General features: G+C 65.7%; 14 protein-coding genes. 4 read left to right on the top strand and 10 right to left on the bottom strand.

Going from position 1 to position 16,060, the window contains the following annotated elements:
- Window positions 1-137: 137 nt before the first annotated feature.
- The gene (locus SBA_RS02705; protein ID WP_261935804.1) at window positions 138-839 is read left to right on the top strand and encodes a dienelactone hydrolase family protein; all 702 of its coding nucleotides are present in this window, start codon (window positions 138-140) and stop codon (window positions 837-839) included.
- Window positions 836-1,804 carry a quinone oxidoreductase family protein gene (locus tag SBA_RS02700; RefSeq protein ID WP_261935803.1) on the top strand — a complete coding sequence of 323 codons (969 nt, stop codon included), beginning with the start codon at window positions 836-838 and terminating at the stop codon, window positions 1,802-1,804. The genes SBA_RS02705 and SBA_RS02700 overlap by 4 nt, the downstream gene beginning before the upstream one ends.
- Before the next feature lie 72 nt (window positions 1,805-1,876).
- Here SBA_RS02700 and SBA_RS02695 read toward each other — a convergent pair whose 3' ends face one another.
- Both SBA_RS02695 and rho read right to left on the bottom strand, forming a co-directional pair.
- Window positions 1,877-2,599 (bottom strand): YjbE family putative metal transport protein, encoded by a 723-nt coding sequence (locus SBA_RS02695; protein WP_261935802.1) that lies wholly within the window; start codon window positions 2,597-2,599, stop codon window positions 1,877-1,879.
- Window positions 2,600-2,718: 119 nt separating this feature from the next.
- A complete protein-coding gene (rho, locus tag SBA_RS02690) occupies window positions 2,719-3,975 on the bottom strand; it encodes a transcription termination factor Rho (RefSeq protein ID WP_261935801.1) in 1,257 nt (418 codons plus the stop codon).
- Between the two features lie 267 nt (window positions 3,976-4,242).
- Here rho and SBA_RS02685 point away from each other — a divergent pair, with 267 nt between their 5' ends.
- Entirely contained in the window at window positions 4,243-5,223 is a 981-nt protein-coding gene (locus SBA_RS02685) for a retroviral-like aspartic protease family protein (protein ID WP_261935800.1), read from the top strand.
- Between the two features lie 3 nt (window positions 5,224-5,226).
- Here the strand turns inward: SBA_RS02685 and SBA_RS02680 are convergent, their stop codons facing one another.
- The 6 genes from SBA_RS02680 to SBA_RS02655 form a co-directional block, all read right to left on the bottom strand.
- On the bottom strand, window positions 5,227-7,356 hold the full coding sequence (locus SBA_RS02680) for a transglycosylase domain-containing protein (protein ID WP_261935799.1): 2,130 nt from the start codon (window positions 7,354-7,356) through the stop codon (window positions 5,227-5,229).
- A gap of 212 nt (window positions 7,357-7,568) precedes the next feature.
- Entirely contained in the window at window positions 7,569-7,973 is a 405-nt protein-coding gene (gene msrB / locus SBA_RS02675; protein WP_066607291.1) for a peptide-methionine (R)-S-oxide reductase MsrB, read from the bottom strand.
- A gap of 45 nt (window positions 7,974-8,018) precedes the next feature.
- Window positions 8,019-9,047 carry a DNA polymerase III subunit delta gene (gene holA, locus SBA_RS02670; protein ID WP_261935798.1) on the bottom strand — a complete coding sequence of 343 codons (1,029 nt, stop codon included), beginning with the start codon at window positions 9,045-9,047 and terminating at the stop codon, window positions 8,019-8,021.
- Complete coding sequence (lptE, locus tag SBA_RS02665) at window positions 9,044-9,544, bottom strand: LPS assembly lipoprotein LptE (protein WP_261935797.1); 501 nt, start codon at window positions 9,542-9,544, stop codon at window positions 9,044-9,046. Before lptE ends, holA begins: the two co-directional genes overlap by 4 nt.
- 63 nt (window positions 9,545-9,607) lie before the next feature.
- A complete protein-coding gene (leuS, locus tag SBA_RS02660; protein WP_261935796.1) occupies window positions 9,608-12,136 on the bottom strand; it encodes a leucine--tRNA ligase in 2,529 nt (842 codons plus the stop codon).
- A 100-nt stretch (window positions 12,137-12,236) separates the two neighbouring features.
- Entirely contained in the window at window positions 12,237-12,683 is a 447-nt protein-coding gene (locus SBA_RS02655; protein ID WP_224546662.1) for a DUF3576 domain-containing protein, read from the bottom strand.
- A gap of 256 nt (window positions 12,684-12,939) precedes the next feature.
- On the opposite strand from SBA_RS02655, the gene SBA_RS02650 reads away from it, so the two are divergent.
- Window positions 12,940-13,668 (top strand): hypothetical protein, encoded by a 729-nt coding sequence (locus SBA_RS02650; RefSeq protein WP_224546664.1) that lies wholly within the window; start codon window positions 12,940-12,942, stop codon window positions 13,666-13,668.
- Window positions 13,669-13,772: 104 nt separating this feature from the next.
- On the opposite strand, the gene SBA_RS02645 is transcribed toward SBA_RS02650, so the two are convergent.
- The gene (locus SBA_RS02645) at window positions 13,773-14,708 is read right to left on the bottom strand and encodes a 2-hydroxyacid dehydrogenase (RefSeq protein ID WP_261935795.1); all 936 of its coding nucleotides are present in this window, start codon (window positions 14,706-14,708) and stop codon (window positions 13,773-13,775) included.
- Between the two features lie 3 nt (window positions 14,709-14,711).
- A complete protein-coding gene (locus SBA_RS02640; RefSeq protein WP_224546666.1) occupies window positions 14,712-16,037 on the bottom strand; it encodes a cystathionine gamma-synthase family protein in 1,326 nt (441 codons plus the stop codon).
- Window positions 16,038-16,060 lie beyond the last annotated feature (23 nt).

Raw genomic sequence — 16,060 nt, 5'->3', positions numbered from 1 at the left:
TTGGCCTTTGCATCCACTGCGCGCTGTCATGCCGCAATTGCCGGCATCAAGGCAAATTTTTAAACGCGACAGGCGGTTGCGCCTCCGCCCGGATCGGCCAATATGCGCTCCATTCTCATAGCGGAAAGGATATCGGCATGGGCGAGTTCACTTCTATCAAGACCCTGGACGGTGACGCACAATTCGACGCCTATGTGGCGAAGCCCGAAGGCGAGGCGAGCGCGGCGATCATCGTCATCCAGGAAATTTTCGGGGTGAATGAAGGCATTCGTCGCAAATGCGATAGCTGGGCAAAGGCCGGCTATGTCGCCTATGCGCCCGACCTGTTCTGGCGACAGCAGCCGCATGTCGAACTGGATGCCGATGTGCCCGAAGAGTTTCAGACTGCACTCGGCCTGATGCAGAAACTCAACCAGGACCAGGCCATTCGCGATATCGAGGCGACGATCAAGGCGGCGCGCCCCGCCGCTGGCGGCGGCAAGGTCGGACTGGTCGGCTATTGCCTGGGCGGGCGGCTGGCCTTCATGAGCGCCTGTCGCACCGATGGCGATGCGTTCGTCGCCTATTATGGCGTCGGCATCGACGGCTTGCTGGGCGAACAACATGCGATCGGCAAGCCGGTGCTGCTGCATGTGCCGACCGCCGATCATTTCGTCCTGCCCGATGCGCAAAAGGCGATGCATGAGGGGCTGGCCGACAATCGCCATGTCACGCTGCATGACTATGCAGGGCTGGATCATGGCTTCGCGGCGGAGATGGGCCAGCGTCGCGACGAAGAGGGCGCCGAACTGGCGGATGGCCGCACCGCTGATTTCTTCGCCGAGCATCTCGCCGGATGAGCGGCGCATGGCGCATGGTCGCCCGCGCTCATGGCGGGCCGGAGGTGATCGCGCGCGAGGATTTCGATCCCGGCGCGCCGGGTGAGGGCGAGATATTGATCGCGCAGGATGCGGTCGGCCTCAACTTCATCGATACCTATTATCGCACCGGCCTCTACCCGGCCCCCTTGCCCACCCCTCTGGGGTCGGAGGGGGCGGGACGGATCGCCGCGATCGGACCGGGCGTGACCGGTTTTGCGGTCGGCGATGTCGTTGGCTGCACCACCGGGCTGGGCGCCTACGCCACCCATCGGATCGTCGCGGCGGATCGGGTGGTGCGCATTCCAGATGGCGTATCGACGCAGGATGCGGCGGCGATGATGCTCAAGGGCATGACCGCCTGCTATCTGGCCGAAGACACGATCGCGCTCCGGGCCGGGCAGGTCGCGCTGGTTCATGCCGCGGCCGGCGGCGTCGGCTCCGTCCTCGTCCCCTGGCTGCGCGACAAGGGCGTGATCGTCATCGCCCATTGCGGATCGGCCGAAAAGGCGGCAAGCGTCGATGCCGACCATAGCCTGCACGGGCGCTTCGATGATCTGGCTGCGCGTGTGCGCGACCTGACCGGGGGCCAGGGCGTGGACGTGGTCTATGACGGCGTGGGCAAGGATAGCTGGGCCGCCTCGCTCGCCAGCCTCAGGCGGCGTGGGCTGATGGTCAGCTATGGCAATGCGTCGGGGGCAGTGCCGCCGGTCAGCCTGCTGGACCTGAGCCGCGGTGGATCGCTCTATGTCACCCGGCCGACTCTGTTCGACTATATCGCGACGGCCGAGGAACTGGCGCATAGCGCAGACCGGTTGTTCGACCGGATGCGACGCGGCGTGGTGAAGGCGGTGATCGGCCAGCGTTTCGCCCTGGCGGATGCGGCCGAGGCGCACCGCGCGCTGGAGGCGCGGCAGACGACGGGGGCGACGATCCTCATCCCCTGATGCTCTGCTGAAGCACAAAAAATGGGGGCGGAACCGATATGGTTCCGCCCCCATTTTTGCGCGTCCGGCCATTCAGCCGAACAGCGTCAATATCCCGACCTGATGGTCGACAAAGCCTTCATAGATCATTTTGAGCGCGACATAGATGATGACGGCGAGGCCGAGATAGGCGATCCAGCGGAAGCGTTCGATATATTTGGCGATGATGTTGGCGGCGATGCCCATCAATGCCACGGACAGGATCAGCCCGATGATGAGGATGCCGGGATGGTCCTTCGCGGCGCCGGCAACCGCAAGCACATTGTCCAGGCTCATGCTGACGTCGGCGACCGCCACGGCCCAGGCGGCCGCAGCGAAGCTCTTGGCCGGGCGCAGGCCCGATACATCGTCATCGCTGCTGTCGCCCGGCGTGTCCCCGCCCCGCTTGGGATGGAGTTCGCGCCACATCTTGAAGCTGACCCACAGCAGCAGCAGGCCACCGGCCAGGATCAGCCCGACGATCTGCATCAACTGGCTGACCACCAGCGCGAAGGCGATGCGCAGCACCAGCGCGGCGATGATGCCGATCAGGATCACCTTCTTGCGCTGGGCGGCCGGAAGCCCCGCCGCCAGCGCGCCGACGACGATCGCATTGTCGCCGGCCAGGAGAATGTCGATCATCAGCACCTGCCCGAAGGCGGCCAGCGCGCTGGGTGAGGTTATATTGCTGAAATCATTGACGATATGCTGCCAGATATCGGCGGGAGAGCCGAGGCCCTGGGCCGCCGACGCGGCGGTGGCGATGAGGTCGATCATGGCGGCCTGCTAACGTCCCTGTCTGTAGGAAGAAGAAAGCCGGACCATATACATGGCCCGGCTGTCGCGGCAAAATTTATGATGGACCGGCGCGCGACCGCAAGGATCGCGGGCGCCGCTTACTGATTCATCGAATCGAAGAAATTCTCGTTGGTCTTGCTGTCCTTCATCTTGTCGAGCAGGAATTCCATCGCGTCGATCGTACCCATCTGCATCAGGATGCGGCGCAGCACCCACATCTTGCTGAGTGTGCCCTTCTCGACCAGCAGCTCTTCCTTGCGGGTGCCGGACTTGCCGACGTCGAGCGCCGGGAAGATGCGCTTGTCCGCGACCTTGCGGTCGAGCACGATTTCCGAATTGCCGGTGCCCTTGAACTCTTCGAAGATGACTTCGTCCATGCGGCTGCCGGTGTCGATCAGCGCGGTGGCGATGATGGAGAGCGAGCCGCCTTCCTCGATATTACGCGCGGCGCCGAAGAAGCGCTTGGGGCGCTGGAGCGCATTGGCGTCGACACCGCCGGTCAGCACCTTGCCCGACGAGGGCACGACGGTGTTGTAGGCGCGGCCGAGGCGGGTGATCGAATCGAGCAGGATGACGACATCCTTCTTATGCTCGACCAGCCGCTTGGCCTTTTCGATCACCATTTCGGCGACCTGGACGTGGCGGGTGGCGGGCTCGTCGAAGGTGGAGGAGACGACTTCCCCCTTCACGCTGCGCTGCATGTCGGTGACTTCTTCCGGGCGCTCGTCGATCAGCAGGACGATCAGGAAGACTTCGGGATGATTGTCGGTGATCGCCTTGGCGATATTCTGGAGCATCACCGTCTTGCCGACGCGGGGCGGCGCGACGATCAGCGTACGCTGGCCCTTGCCCTGGGGCGAGACGATGTCGATGACGCGGGCCGACTTGTCCTTCTGGGTCGGGTCGCCCGGATCGAGCGTCAGCTTCTGTTCGGGATAGAGCGGCGTCAGATTGTCGAAATTGACGCGATGGCGGACCACATCGGGGTCGTCGAAATTGACCGACACCAGCTTGGTCAGGGCGAAATACCGCTCGCCGTCCTTGGGCGCGCGGATCTCGCCGTCTACCGTGTCGCCGGTGCGCAGACCGAAACGGCGCACCTGGTTGGGCGAGACATAGATGTCGTCGGGGCCGGCCAGGAAGTTCGCTTCGGGGCTGCGCAGGAAGCCGAAGCCGTCGGGCAACACCTCGATCGTGCCCTCGCCCATGATCTGCTCGCCATTTTCCGCCTCCGCCTTGAGGATCGCGAACATCAGATCCTGCTTGCGCAGCGTCGACGCGCTTTCGACGCCCAGCTCTTCGGCCAGTTGGACGAGGTCTGCGGGCGCTGTTTTCTTGAGGTCCTTGAGATGCATTGCGAATCGGTCCGATGGCGAGAGGGTGAAATGGGTCGGAAAAGGGAAGGTTGGCGAACCGGGCAGGACGCCGGTCGAGTCCCGTTCCGGATGGACGGGATGAATAGTGTGGCGTTTAGCGATCCGATGATAGGCAAGTCAAGATAGGAAGACAGGATGCAGCAGCGGAAAAGAGCGGTTTTACCGCCGATCCGCGCCCAATGGTGGCGCTGGCGCGACGATGGCCTTTCATGATAGAATAAAGCCATAAGATGAGAGGATGAGAATATGGGACGGCGCGCTGTCTCATGCACATTGTTGCTGGGGACCGGCCTTGCGGTCGGCGGCTGGCCGCTGGCCGCTCAGACTATGCGCCCTCCGCTCGATCCGGCCGTGCCGCCGACCATAGTGCATACCGGCCCGTCGCTGGACGACCGCGTCACCATCCCCATCTCGATCGACGGCAAGGGGCCGTGGAACTTCGTCATCGACACCGGATCGCAGCGGACCGTCATTGCCCGCGACCTGGCCGAAAAGCTGGCGCTGCCGCCGCGCGCGAATGTGACGATCATCAGCATGACGGGGCGATCGGAAGCCAGCACCGTCGCCGTGCCGCGGCTGGGCTTTGGCGGTGGGACGATCGACGATATCGAAGCGCCGGTGCTGGAAGGCGGGGATCTGGGCGCGCCGGGCCTGCTGGGGCTGGACAGTCTGCACGCGAAACGGGTGACGCTTAATTTCCGCACCGGGCGGATGGAGATCGCCGATAGCGGCGCTGTGCGCCCCCGGTCGGCCGATCCCGACACGATCGTGGTGGAGGCGCGGCGCAAGCGGGGGCAGTTGATCCTGCTCGATTCCAACGTCAACGGGATGCGGGTCAACATCATGCTCGACACCGGCACCAATTTCAGCATCGGCAATCTGGCGCTGCGCGACAAATTGCTGGCGAAGAAGCGCGCGCCCGCCATGCTGGAAGCGACGCTGACGAGCGTGACGGGCGGCCTGCTGACCGGGCAGGTCGGACGGATCAAATCGGTGCGGATGGGACGCGTCAACCTGACCGAGGTGCCAGTGCTGTTCGCCGACGCCAGCCCCTTTGCCGAACTGGGAATGAAGGACAAGCCGGCGCTGCTGCTGGGCATCAGCGCGCTCAAGATTTTCGACCGGGTGGCGATCGATTTCGGCCGGGGGAAGGTGGATTTCCTGCTGCCCGACGCGAGCGCGCTGAGCAAGACGCGCTTCGCCGCCAATGACGGGTTGAAGGGTTAGGGCCTAGGGATTGGGTGTCGACCGCGGCGGGGGCTGCTGCTGCCGCTGGCGGTCGCGGCCCAGCACATTGTCGATCCATTGCTGGTCGATACGCGGCGGCTGCGGCCGGTCCTGCTGGGGCCGGTCTTCGGGGTCGATCTCCATCTGCGGATCGTCGCTATCCCCGTCCGGAGACCGTGCGCGGGGGCGTTGGATCGGCAGGCCATTCTCGTCGACCATCATGCCGCCGGGCCCGTCCGCGCCGCCGTCCATCCCGTTGTCCGGACTGCCATAATAGGCCTCCTCGTCCGGCTCCAGCTGCCATTCGGGCAAGGTCACCTGAGTTTCGAACTGTTCCACGGGGCGTTTGGCGACGGCCGCCTTCATATAATCGGCGAAGGCGCGGGCGGGCGCGCGGCCGCCCTGTAGTCCGCCCACGGACTTGGCGTCGTCGCGCCCCATCCAGACGCCGGTCGTGATGCCGCTGGAAAAGCCCAGGAAATAGCCGTCCTTGTTGCTGGTCGTGGTGCCGGTCTTGCCCGCGACCGGCCGGCCGATCTGCGCGGCCTTGCCGGTGCCGGTGCTGACCGCCGTCTGCATCAGGTCGGTCATGCCGGCGGCGACCCAGGGGGCGACCAGCACGCGGCTGGTGTCGTCCTGGTGGCTGTAGAGCAGCCGGCCGTCGGCGGTGGTCACCTTGGTGATGCCATAGGGCGTCACCGCGATGCCCTTGCGCGCGATCGAGGCGGCGGCGCGGGTCATGTCGATCAGGCGGACGTCGGACGTGCCCAGCACCATCGAGGGATGGGTATTGACCGGGGTCGTGACGCCGAAGCGGCGGGCCATGTCGGCGACGGTCGGGAAGCCCACCTCGACGCCCAGCTTAGCCGCGACCGTGTTTATCGAATAGGCGAAGGCGGTGCGGATATCGATGTCGCCGGAAAAGCGCCCCGAACTGTTGCGCGGCGACCAGCCATTGATCGTCACCGGCTCGTCGGTAACGCCGGTATCGGGGGTGTAGCCCGCCTCCAGCGCCGCCATATAGACGAAAATCTTCCAGGCGGACCCCGGCTGGCGCGTCGCGGTAGTGGCGCGATTATAGTTGGACGTCACATAATCGAGGCCGCCGACCATTGCCCGCACAGCGCCGTCGCGGTCCAGGCTGACCAGCGCACCCTGGGTGCCGGACGGGACATTGGCCTGGATCGCTGCGGTCGCGGCCTTCTGCATCCCCAGGTCGATGGTGGTATAGACCTCCAGCGGCTCGTTCGGCTCGTCGATCAGCAGGTCGAGTTGGGGCAGCGCCCAGTCGGTGAAATAGCGCACGCTGTTCTGCGGCGCTTCGGGCGCCAGCTTGACGTCCTGGATGTCGGCCGCGGCCCGCTGCGACGCGGAGATCGCGCCATTTTCCTGCATCAGGTCCAGCACCACGCCGGCGCGGCCGATCGCGGCTTCCGCGTCGGCGGTGGGGGAATAGCTGGACGGCGCCTTGACCAGCCCGGCGACGATCGCGGCTTCGGGCAGGCTGAGGCTGTTGGCGGGATGGCCGAAAAATTTGCGGCTCGCGGCGTCGATGCCATAGGCGCCGCCGCCGAAATAGACCTTGTTCAGATAGAGTTCGAGGATCTGCCGCTTGGAGAATTTGCGCTCCAGCGCCAGCGCCAGCACCATTTCGCGGAGCTTGCGGCCGAAACTATAGCTGTTGTTGAGAAAGATGTTGCGCGTCACCTGCTGGGTGATGGTCGATGCACCCTGCCAGCGGCGGCCCGACCCGCGCCGTTCCACCGCGACCCAGGCGGCGCGCGCCATGCCGATCGGATCGACGCCGGGATGGAGGTAGAAACGCTTGTCCTCGGTCGACACCATCGCGTCGACCATGACCTGGGGGATCTGGTCATAATCCATCCAGCGGCCAAAGCTCGGCCCCAGGGACACGATCACGCTGCCGTCGGCGGCATGGACGCGGATCATCTGGCCATTGGGGGAGGATTTCAGGCTGTCATAGTCGGGCAGCGACTGCATCGCGATCACCACCGCGATAACCACGGCCAGCAGCCCGGCCACCGCCGCCGCGAGGCCGATCTTCAGCCCGCGCAGCATCCATGTCTTCGCGCGGCCACGCGGCGCGCCCTTGCTCTTGCCTGATCCTGCCATTTGTGCCGCCCCGGATACGCGCTAATCCCGGCCCCTGCCAGCGCAAATCATGCGTCCGGCGCGGAAAAAGACCGTCGCGCCTTCCATGGAGAGCGGCGCTTTACCGGGGATGAACCGACGCCAACAAATCCGTTCGCTTCGAGCTTAGTCGAGAAGCGGCCAGCATGGCGCACGCGTTTCTCCACATGCTCGAAACGAGCGGATAGTGGTGGTTACGCTTCTTCGTCGCGCGGCTTGAAGTCCAGGCTGGCGCTGTTCATGCAATAGCGCAGGCCGTTGACGCCCGGCCCGTCAGGGAAGACATGGCCCAGATGGCCCTCGCAGGTCGCGCAGCGCACTTCGGTGCGGACCATGCCGTGGCTGGCGTCGCGAATCTCCTCGACCGCGTCGATATCCACCGGCGCGGTGAAGCTGGGCCAGCCCGATCCGCTGTCATATTTTTCTTCCGCGTCGAACAGTTCCGCGCCGCATCCGGCGCAATAATAGACGCCGTCGGCCTTGTTGCCATTATAGGGGCCGGTGAAGGCCCGTTCCGTGCCGGCTTCGCGCAGCACATGATATTGTTCGGGGGAAAGGCGCGCGCGCCATTCGGCTTCGCTCAGGTTCAGCTTGTCCATGACCGCAATATGGCCCCGGCGAACCGGGGGTTCAAGCCTTCGGATTCAGACCCGCTCGCGCGCTGCCTGCCGCGCGATCGTCAGCAATTCGTGGCGTACCATCAGGTCGCCCAGCCCCCGGCCCGACCGGGTGGCGCGCTCTGCATCCAGCAGCCGTTGCAGCACGCGGGCGATGCCAGGCGCATCCCATTGCCGCACCTGCCGCGACACCAGCCCCTTTTCCTTCCAGAATACTGCCTTGCCCGCCGCCTCGACCGCGCCTTCCAGCCGGCCGCCGGCGTCGAAATCGGTGCGGATATGGGCGATCAGCATCGCGCGGTTCAGCAGCGGGCGGATGACCGAGGCCATCGCCGTGCCGGTTTCGCTGAGGCTGGTGAGTTCGCGGTGCATGGCCTTGAGGTCGCCGCCCAGCACGGCGTTGACCAGCGGGCCGACTTCCGTGTCGGGATTGTCGGCGGACAAGGCGTCGAGCGCCTCCGCCGTCGCCTCGCGCGGCCGGTCGGGCGCGGCGTCGAGATAGAGGATCAGCTTCTCGATCTCGCCGGCCATCAGCGCGCGGTCGCCATTGGCGAGATCTACGATGCGGCGGGCGAGGTCGGATGGCAGGCGCAGCCCGCCGTCGCGGGCGATGCCGACCGCGATCTGTTCCGATTCGCGCGCGTCGGGCTGGTAGGAGATGCAGGCCATCACCGCCTTGTGATCCAGAGCCAGCTTGACCAGCTTCGACGTGGCTTTCAGCGCGCCGGCGACCGCGATCACCGGGTTGCCAGCGGCTTCCGCCTCCAGCAGCGCCGTCAGCGCCGGCACCGATTCCTCGCCCATGCCGTTGATGCGAATCCAGCGTTTGTCGCCGAACATGGAAAAGGATGCGGCTTCGTCGGACAGCCGGGCGGGATCGTCCTTCAGCGTCGCGCCGTCCAGGTCGATCCGTTCCGCCTGCGGCCCCATGGCGCGCTCCAGCCGCTTGGCCAGCGATTGGCTGCCTGCTTCGTCAGGTCCGTAGAGCAGGAAGAAGCGGATATCCTGTGGCGGCGCGTCGAGCGCCCGTTCGATCTGGCCGCGATTGGCCTTCAAGGATTGGCCGCCTTGCGCGAATAGAGCGCCAGCCGGGTGACGATCTGGTCCGCCACCGTCTGCGACAGCCGTTCCAGCGCCGTGTCTTCGGCCGCGATCGTGGCATATTCGCTCGACGTGACGTCGATGCCCGCGTCGGACCCGGCAGTATCGTCCAGCAACTGCGCGCCGGTGGCTTCATCAACGAGTTGATAGCGCGCCCGCAAGGTGCGGCGCTCGCGGGTGATGGCGGCGTCGGCGCGCAGGCCGAAACCGCTGATATCGTCGTCCAGCTTCACCACCAGCTTGTAGCGTGGGCCGCTGCCGCTGTTCATCGCCGACAGCCGGTCGTTGAGCGCATTGCGCACCAGCCATCCGCCCTTGCCCTCGATCGGTTCGACCGTGACATTGCCCAGTGCCTGCGCCACCGCACCCTGTCCGCCCCCGCCATAGACGGGGCGCAGCCCGCAGGCGGAGAGGAGCAACGGGATGGCGAGCAGGGGCAGGATGCGCTTCATGGGTGAGACCTTTAACCGTTCGGGCTGAGCTTGTCGAAGCCCCTTCCTGCCTTCCAGGCGGTTTTAGAAGACGATATTCACCAGCCGGTCGGGCACGACGATGATCTTCTTGGGCGTGGCCCCGTCCAGCGTGCGGATGACGTTGGGCGCGGCCAGCGCCAGCTTCTCCAGTTCGTCCTTCGGCGTCCCCTTGGGCACGGTGATGGTGTCGCGCAGCTTGCCCATCACCTGGCAGGCGATGGTGACTTCATCGTCCACCAGCAGCGCCGGATCGACCGGCGGCCAGGCGGCGTCGGCGATCAGGCCGTCTCCGTGCATCTCCGCCCAGCCCTCTTCGGCCAGATGCGGGGTCATCGGCGCGACCAGCAGCGCAAGGCCACGGATCGCGGCGGTGCGCGACGCGGACGGCTTGGCCTTCTCGATCGTGTTGACCAGTTCGTAGATTTTGGCGACGGCCTTGTTGAAGCCCAGCGCCTCGATATCCCGGGCGACGCCATCGACGGTCTGGTGCAGCTTGCGATCCAGCGCCTTGTCGGCGCCTTCCGCCGACGCGTCATATTCGCCGAACAGCCGCCACACGCGGTTGACGAAGCGCCACGATCCCTCGATTCCTGCCTCGGTCCAGGGCAGGTCGCGCTCGGGCGGGCTGTCGGACAGCATGAACCAGCGCACCGCGTCCGCGCCATATTGGGCGATGATGTCGTCGGGATCGACGACATTCTTCTTGGACTTGGACATTTTGATGACCCGGCCGACCTCGACCGGCGCAGCGTCGGCGATCAGCGTCGCGCCCTCGGACGTCCTGTCGATCTCGCCGGGTGCGAAATAGACGGGAGGCAGCCCCTCGCCCTGCTCGCGGCTATAGGTCTCGTGCGTCACCATGCCCTGCGTGAACAGGCCGGTGAACGGCTCGGCGAAACCCAATTTCCCCATATGCTGGAGCGCGCGGGTCCAGAAGCGGGCGTAGAGCAAGTGCAGGATCGCATGTTCCACGCCACCGATATATTGGCCGACCGGCAGCCATTGTTCGACCGTTTCGCGGTCGAACGGCTTGTCGTCCGGCTGGCTGGCGAAGCGGATGAAATACCAGCTCGAATCCGCAAATGTGTCGAGCGTATCGGTTTCCCGCACTGCCGGCTGGCCGCAGCTTGGGCAATCGACATGCTTCCAGGTCGGATGGCGATCGAGCGGATTGCCGGGAATGTCGAACGTGACATCGTCGGGCAGCACGACCGGCAACTGGTCCTTGGGCACGCCCACCGGGCCGCAGGCCTCGCAATGGATGACCGGGATCGGCGTGCCCCAGTAACGCTGGCGCGATACGCCCCAGTCGCGCAGGCGGAACACGGTCTTGCCCGCGCCCCAGCCTTCCGATTCGGCGCGGCGAATGACCTCGGCCTTCGCCTCGTCCACGGTCATGCCGTCGAGGAAGCGGGAGTTCACCAGGCGGCCCGGCGCACTATAGGCTTCGTTATGGATCGGCGCCTGCTCGTCGCCCTCGGCCGCGACCACGCGCTCGACGGGGAGCATATATTTGCGCGCAAAGTCGAGGTCGCGCTGGTCGTGCGCGGGCACGCCCATGACCGCGCCGGTGCCATAGTCCATCAGCACGAAATTGGCGATGAAGACCGGCAGGTGCCAGTCGGGATCGAACGGATGCGCGACGGTCAGGCCGGTGTCGAAACCCAGTTTCTCCGCCGTTTCCAGTTCGGCCGCGGTGGTGCCGCCCGCCTTGCATTGATCGATGAAGGCGACCGCTTGCGGGTTGTTCGCGGCGACGGCCTGCGCGATCGGGTGGTCGGCGGCGATCGCGACGAAGCTGGCCCCGAAAATCGTGTCGGGCCGGGTCGAATAGACCTCGATCCGGCTGTCGAACGGCGCGACCGGTTCGAAATGGAATTGCAAACCGACCGATTTGCCGATCCAGTTTTCCTGCATCAGCTTCACCTTGTCGGGCCACTGGTCCAGCGTAGCCAGCCCCGCGACCAGATCGTCGGCGAACTGGGTGATCTTCAGGAACCATTGGCTCAGCTTGCGCTTCTCGACCAGCGCACCGGATCGCCAGCCGCGCCCGTCGATCACCTGCTCGTTGGCCAGCACGGTCATGTCGACCGGATCCCAATTGACCGCCGATTCCTTGCGATAGACCAGGCCCGCTTCCAGCATGTCCAGGAACAGCGCCTGTTCATGGCCATAATAGTCCGGCTCGCAGGTGGCGAGTTCGCGGCTCCAGTCGATCGCGAAGCCCAGCTTCTTCAACTGCGCGCGCATGTTGGCGATGTTGGACCGCGTCCATTCGCCCGGATGGACCTTCTTTTCCATCGCCGCATTTTCGGCCGGCATGCCAAAGGCGTCCCAGCCCATCGGATGCAGCACTTCATGCCCCGTCATCCGGCGGAATCGCGCCAGCACGTCGCCCATCGAATAGTTGCGGACATGGCCGATATGGATGCGCCCCGACGGATAGGGGAACATCTCCAGCACATAGCTGCGCGGCTTGGGCGACGCATCGTCGGCCTTGAAGCTCTGCTGCTCGTCCCAGGTCGCCTGCCAGCGGGCGTCGGCCTCAAGCGGGTTGAAGCGCCTTTGCATGTCATGTCCTTACAAATGCGATCGGGCTGGACCTTTCCAAGCCCAGCCCCGACGGATCAGAAAAATGGGACGCCGCGCCTGCGCCGCCCGAACCGGTGGGTCAGCCGATCGCCATGCGGCGCAGGTCGCGCGCCTTGGTCAGGATCACTTCCTCCAGCTTCTGCACGGTGGCCGCGGCGACCGGGGCGTCGACCCACTGGCCGCCCTGGTTGACCTGGCGGCTGGCCGCGACGCGCAGCGCGTCGGCGCGCAGATCCTGGTCCAGGATCGACACGGTCAGCTTCATCCGTTCATTGGGGCTGTTGGGATTGGCGTACCAGTCGGTGACGATCACGCCGCCGTTCGAATCGGTCTGCACCATCGGCATGAAGGACAGGGTGTCGAGCGAGGCGCGCCATAGATAGGCGTTGACGCCGATCGTCGTGACCTTCGATGCGGCGAGGTCGGCCTTGGGCCGGTCCTTGGCGCCGCCACCGCAAGCGGCCAGCGGAAGGAGCGCGGCCAGCAGCAGGCCGGCGGTTGCAGAAGCGGGAAGGCGGCGGACCATCAGGCATGTCCTAGCATGAAAAGACGACAAAAACTGACCGCTTCTATAGTGGTCGTGCGGCGCGGGGCAAGGGGGCGCGACCGCGCACGCGACGGGATGCGTGATCGCGCGCGCTGGTAACGCTCCCGTTCGGCGGCCGACGCCTGTGTGTTCCATGCAACAGCTCGGACAAAAAGGCGTTCTGCCCCTAGTCAGTGGAGGCTTTGCGGGTGTAGAGCGTTACGCAAGACATATCGGCGGGGAAAAGAATCGGGTCATGCGTGTGAACAGGGGATATTTGGCAGGAACGGGCGCGGCGCTGGCCGTCGCTGGCTTCATGCTGTCTCCCGCTTTCGGCGCGGCGACCGATCTGATGCGGCTGCGTGCGGAAGCGCCCGTGTCGCTGGGCGATCTGGGCAGCATCTCCTCCTTCACCCCCACCATCAAGGACCCGCGTCTTGCCGCGGCCTATGCGAAGATCGCGGCGTCGGCGGGTCGGCAGGGTTTTCGTTTCACCCCGACCAGCGGCTCGCAGAGCGGCCAGCGTTCGATCACCGTCATGGTGCGCGCGGCCGGTGACGACCGGGTGGCGGTGAACCGCGCGATCGATGCGATCGACATCAAGCCGGTGGCGTTCAGCCTGAACGGCGCGCATAACTGGCGCAAGTTCGCCCTGCCCGACGCGGTGGGCCGCAAGGCGCTGGACCCGGTGCCGGTCGAAACCATGGTCGATGCGAAGAATTTCTCGCTGGATGACGGCAAGAAGGATCGGTTCAGCACCAAGGTGCTGCTCGAAAGCCGCCGCGAACCCGGCGCGACCGTACGCAATCCGTCGGCGGACAAGGATTATTCGCTCGATCTCGCCAGCTCCTATTCGCTGACGCGCAACCTGAACGTCACCGCCGGCGTGCGCTACAATAATAGCGTGGCGGGTCGCCTGACCCCGATGACCGACGAGCGGCAGGACAGCCAGGCCGTCTATCTGGGCACCATCTTCAAATTCTGATGCGCTGACGGTCCGTCGATCGTCTTCCCGTTCATCTGATTGCTTTGCGTTCGTTGATTCGGCCGTGCTGCGCCTTTCGCCTTGTCGTTTCGATCGATTCGGCGTCACCCGTGCCCGGTCACGAGCGATGGCAGCGGTTCGCCGGCGAAATGGGCGGCCAGATTGGCCATCAGCGCCTGCGCCATCCGGCCCACTGCCTCATGCGTCGCGCCGCCGCTATGCGGGGTCAGCACCAGATGGGGCATATCGACCCAGCGTGACGGATCGGTCGGCTCGGGGTCGAACACGTCGAGCGCTGCGCCGCCCAGCCGCCCCTTCCGCAACGCGACGACCAGCGCCGCCTCATCCACCAATTGTCCGCGTCCGACATTGACCAGCAATCCGTCCGGGCCCAGCGCGTCCATGATCCGGGCATCGATCATGCCGCGATTATCCGCATCGGCGCGTGCGGCGACCAGCAGGATGTCGCTGTCTCGGGCCAGAGTCTCCAGCGTGTCGGCGCGGGGCCAGGGCAGGTCGGGCTTGGGCCGTGGCCCCCACCAGCCGATGCGCATCTTCATCGCCGCAGCCCGTTCGGCCGCCGCCTGGCCGATCGCGCCCATGCCCACGATCCCCAGCCGTGCGCCGCCGATCGACCGGGTGATCATCTTGGTCGCGGCGGTCCAGCCGCCGCCACGCACCTGGCGGTCGCCGTCCACGATCCGGCGGCGATGCGCCAGCAGCAGGCCGATCGCATGGTCGGCGACATCCTCCGCATTGACATTGCCGGCATGGGCGACGGCGATGCCCCGCTGCCGCGCCAGCCCCAGATCGACACCATCATAGCCCACGGTGAAGCAGGCGATGAGGCGCAGCCGCGGCATCGCGTCGATCAGGTCGCGGCCGAGTGGAAATTCGCCCGCCCAGACCAGCGCATCCACTGCGGACAGCCGATCCGGCGCGGGCGCATCCCACAAGGCGATGACGTCATGATCCGCCTCCAGCAGCGGCAGCAGCGGCGCCAGATGCGGCTGGCCCAGCAACAGCAAGGGGCGGGTCATGGCTCAGCCGACCTGCCGCAACGCCTGGGCGAAATCGGCGATCAGGTCGTCGGCATCCTCGCAGCCGATCGAGATGCGGACCATATTGTCGCCGATCGCCAGCGCCTTCTTGCGCTCGGCCGGCACGGACAGATGGGTCATGGCGGCGGGATGACTGGCGAGCGTCTCGGTCCCGCCCAGGCTGACCGCCAGCTTGGCGATCTTGAGCGCGTCGAGAAAGGCGAAGGCCTCCGCCTCGCCACCCTTGAGGTAGAGCGAGAAGGTCGATCCCGCGCCGGTGCAATGGCGGCGATAGATGTCCGCCTGCCGCTCGGTTTCGGGAAAGCCCAGATAGACCACCTTCTCCACCTGCGGCTGGTCCTTGAGCCAGGCGCAGACTTTCTCCGCATTCTCGCCCGCCCGGCTCATGCGCAATTCCAGCGTCTCCAGCGATCGCAGCAGCATCCAGGCGCTATGGGGATCGAGGATCGTGCCGATCGTGTTGCGCATCAACCGGATGGTGGTGATCAGCGCGTTGGAGCCCAGCACCCCGCCCGCGACGAGGTCGCTATGCCCGCCGGCATATTTGGTCAGGCTGTAGATGACGAGGTCAGCGCCATGGGCGAGCGGCTTGTGCCACAGCGGCCCCAGGAACGTATTGTCGATCGCGATCGGCGGGACATGCGCTTCCCCGGCGAACAGCGAGTCGCGCCGCGCGACCACCGCTTCCACGTCGACAAGCACATTGGTCGGGTTGGCCGGGCTTTCCAGATAGAGCAGGGCGACGCGGCCCAGACCCCTGGCCTTCTCGATCACCGCGCCGATTTCTTCTTCGGTCGCGCCGGCCGGAAAATCGAGCCATTGCACCCCGAATTTGCCCAATATGCGGCCGATCAGCGATTCGGTCGCGGCATAGAGCGGCGCCGAATGGACGATCACGTCGCCGGGCTGCACCAGCGCCAGCAATGTGGTGGCGATGGCCGACATGCCGCTGGAAAAGAGCAGCGCATCTTCCGCCTCTTCCCACACCGACAGGCGATCCTCGCAAATCTCCTGATTGGGGCCGTTGAAGCGGGAATAGACCAGCCCTTCCGATCCGCCGGGACGAATGCCGGTCACGCCCTCGAAATGGCGCTTGCCGGCCGCGGCGCTTTCGAAGGCGAAGGTGGAGGTCAGGAAGATGGGCGGCTTGAGCGACCCCTCCGACAGGGTCGGATCATAGCCATGGCCCATCATCAGCGTGGCAGGCTTCAGCTTACGGCCGTCGATCTCCATGATCGGGGCCTTGGGGCGGCGGCGGTTGCGCGGGGCTTCCACGCCGGTCAGGTCGGCTTCGGTTTCGCCGGTCATATCATATCTCCTGCTGGCGGCGT

Origin of the sequence: Sphingomonas bisphenolicum (assembly GCF_024349785.1) — a bacterium.
GTDB lineage: Bacteria > Pseudomonadota > Alphaproteobacteria > Sphingomonadales > Sphingomonadaceae > Sphingobium > Sphingobium bisphenolicum.
The sequence above is the reverse complement of the archived record's forward strand: the minus strand, read 5'-3'. Positions and strand labels throughout refer to the sequence as shown.

What these genes read in the sequence shown, in the direction of transcription:
- SBA_RS02705 (WP_261935804.1), top strand. Translation starts at nt 138, where the DNA reads ATGGGCGAGTTCACTTCTATCAAGACCCTGGACGGTGACGCACAATTC.
- SBA_RS02700 (WP_261935803.1), top strand. Translation starts at nt 836, where the DNA reads ATGAGCGGCGCATGGCGCATGGTCGCCCGCGCTCATGGCGGGCCGGAG.
- SBA_RS02695 (WP_261935802.1), bottom strand. Translation starts at nt 2,599, where the DNA reads ATGATCGACCTCATCGCCACCGCCGCGTCGGCGGCCCAGGGCCTCGGC.
- rho (WP_261935801.1), bottom strand. Translation starts at nt 3,975, where the DNA reads ATGCATCTCAAGGACCTCAAGAAAACAGCGCCCGCAGACCTCGTCCAA.
- SBA_RS02685 (WP_261935800.1), top strand. Translation starts at nt 4,243, where the DNA reads ATGGGACGGCGCGCTGTCTCATGCACATTGTTGCTGGGGACCGGCCTT.
- SBA_RS02680 (WP_261935799.1), bottom strand. Translation starts at nt 7,356, where the DNA reads ATGGCAGGATCAGGCAAGAGCAAGGGCGCGCCGCGTGGCCGCGCGAAG.
- msrB (WP_066607291.1), bottom strand. Translation starts at nt 7,973, where the DNA reads ATGGACAAGCTGAACCTGAGCGAAGCCGAATGGCGCGCGCGCCTTTCC.
- lptE (WP_261935797.1), bottom strand. Translation starts at nt 9,544, where the DNA reads ATGAAGCGCATCCTGCCCCTGCTCGCCATCCCGTTGCTCCTCTCCGCC.
- leuS (WP_261935796.1), bottom strand. Translation starts at nt 12,136, where the DNA reads ATGCAAAGGCGCTTCAACCCGCTTGAGGCCGACGCCCGCTGGCAGGCG.
- SBA_RS02655 (WP_224546662.1), bottom strand. Translation starts at nt 12,683, where the DNA reads ATGGTCCGCCGCCTTCCCGCTTCTGCAACCGCCGGCCTGCTGCTGGCC.
- SBA_RS02650 (WP_224546664.1), top strand. Translation starts at nt 12,940, where the DNA reads ATGCGTGTGAACAGGGGATATTTGGCAGGAACGGGCGCGGCGCTGGCC.
- SBA_RS02645 (WP_261935795.1), bottom strand. Translation starts at nt 14,708, where the DNA reads ATGACCCGCCCCTTGCTGTTGCTGGGCCAGCCGCATCTGGCGCCGCTG.
- SBA_RS02640 (WP_224546666.1), bottom strand. Translation starts at nt 16,037, where the DNA reads ATGACCGGCGAAACCGAAGCCGACCTGACCGGCGTGGAAGCCCCGCGC.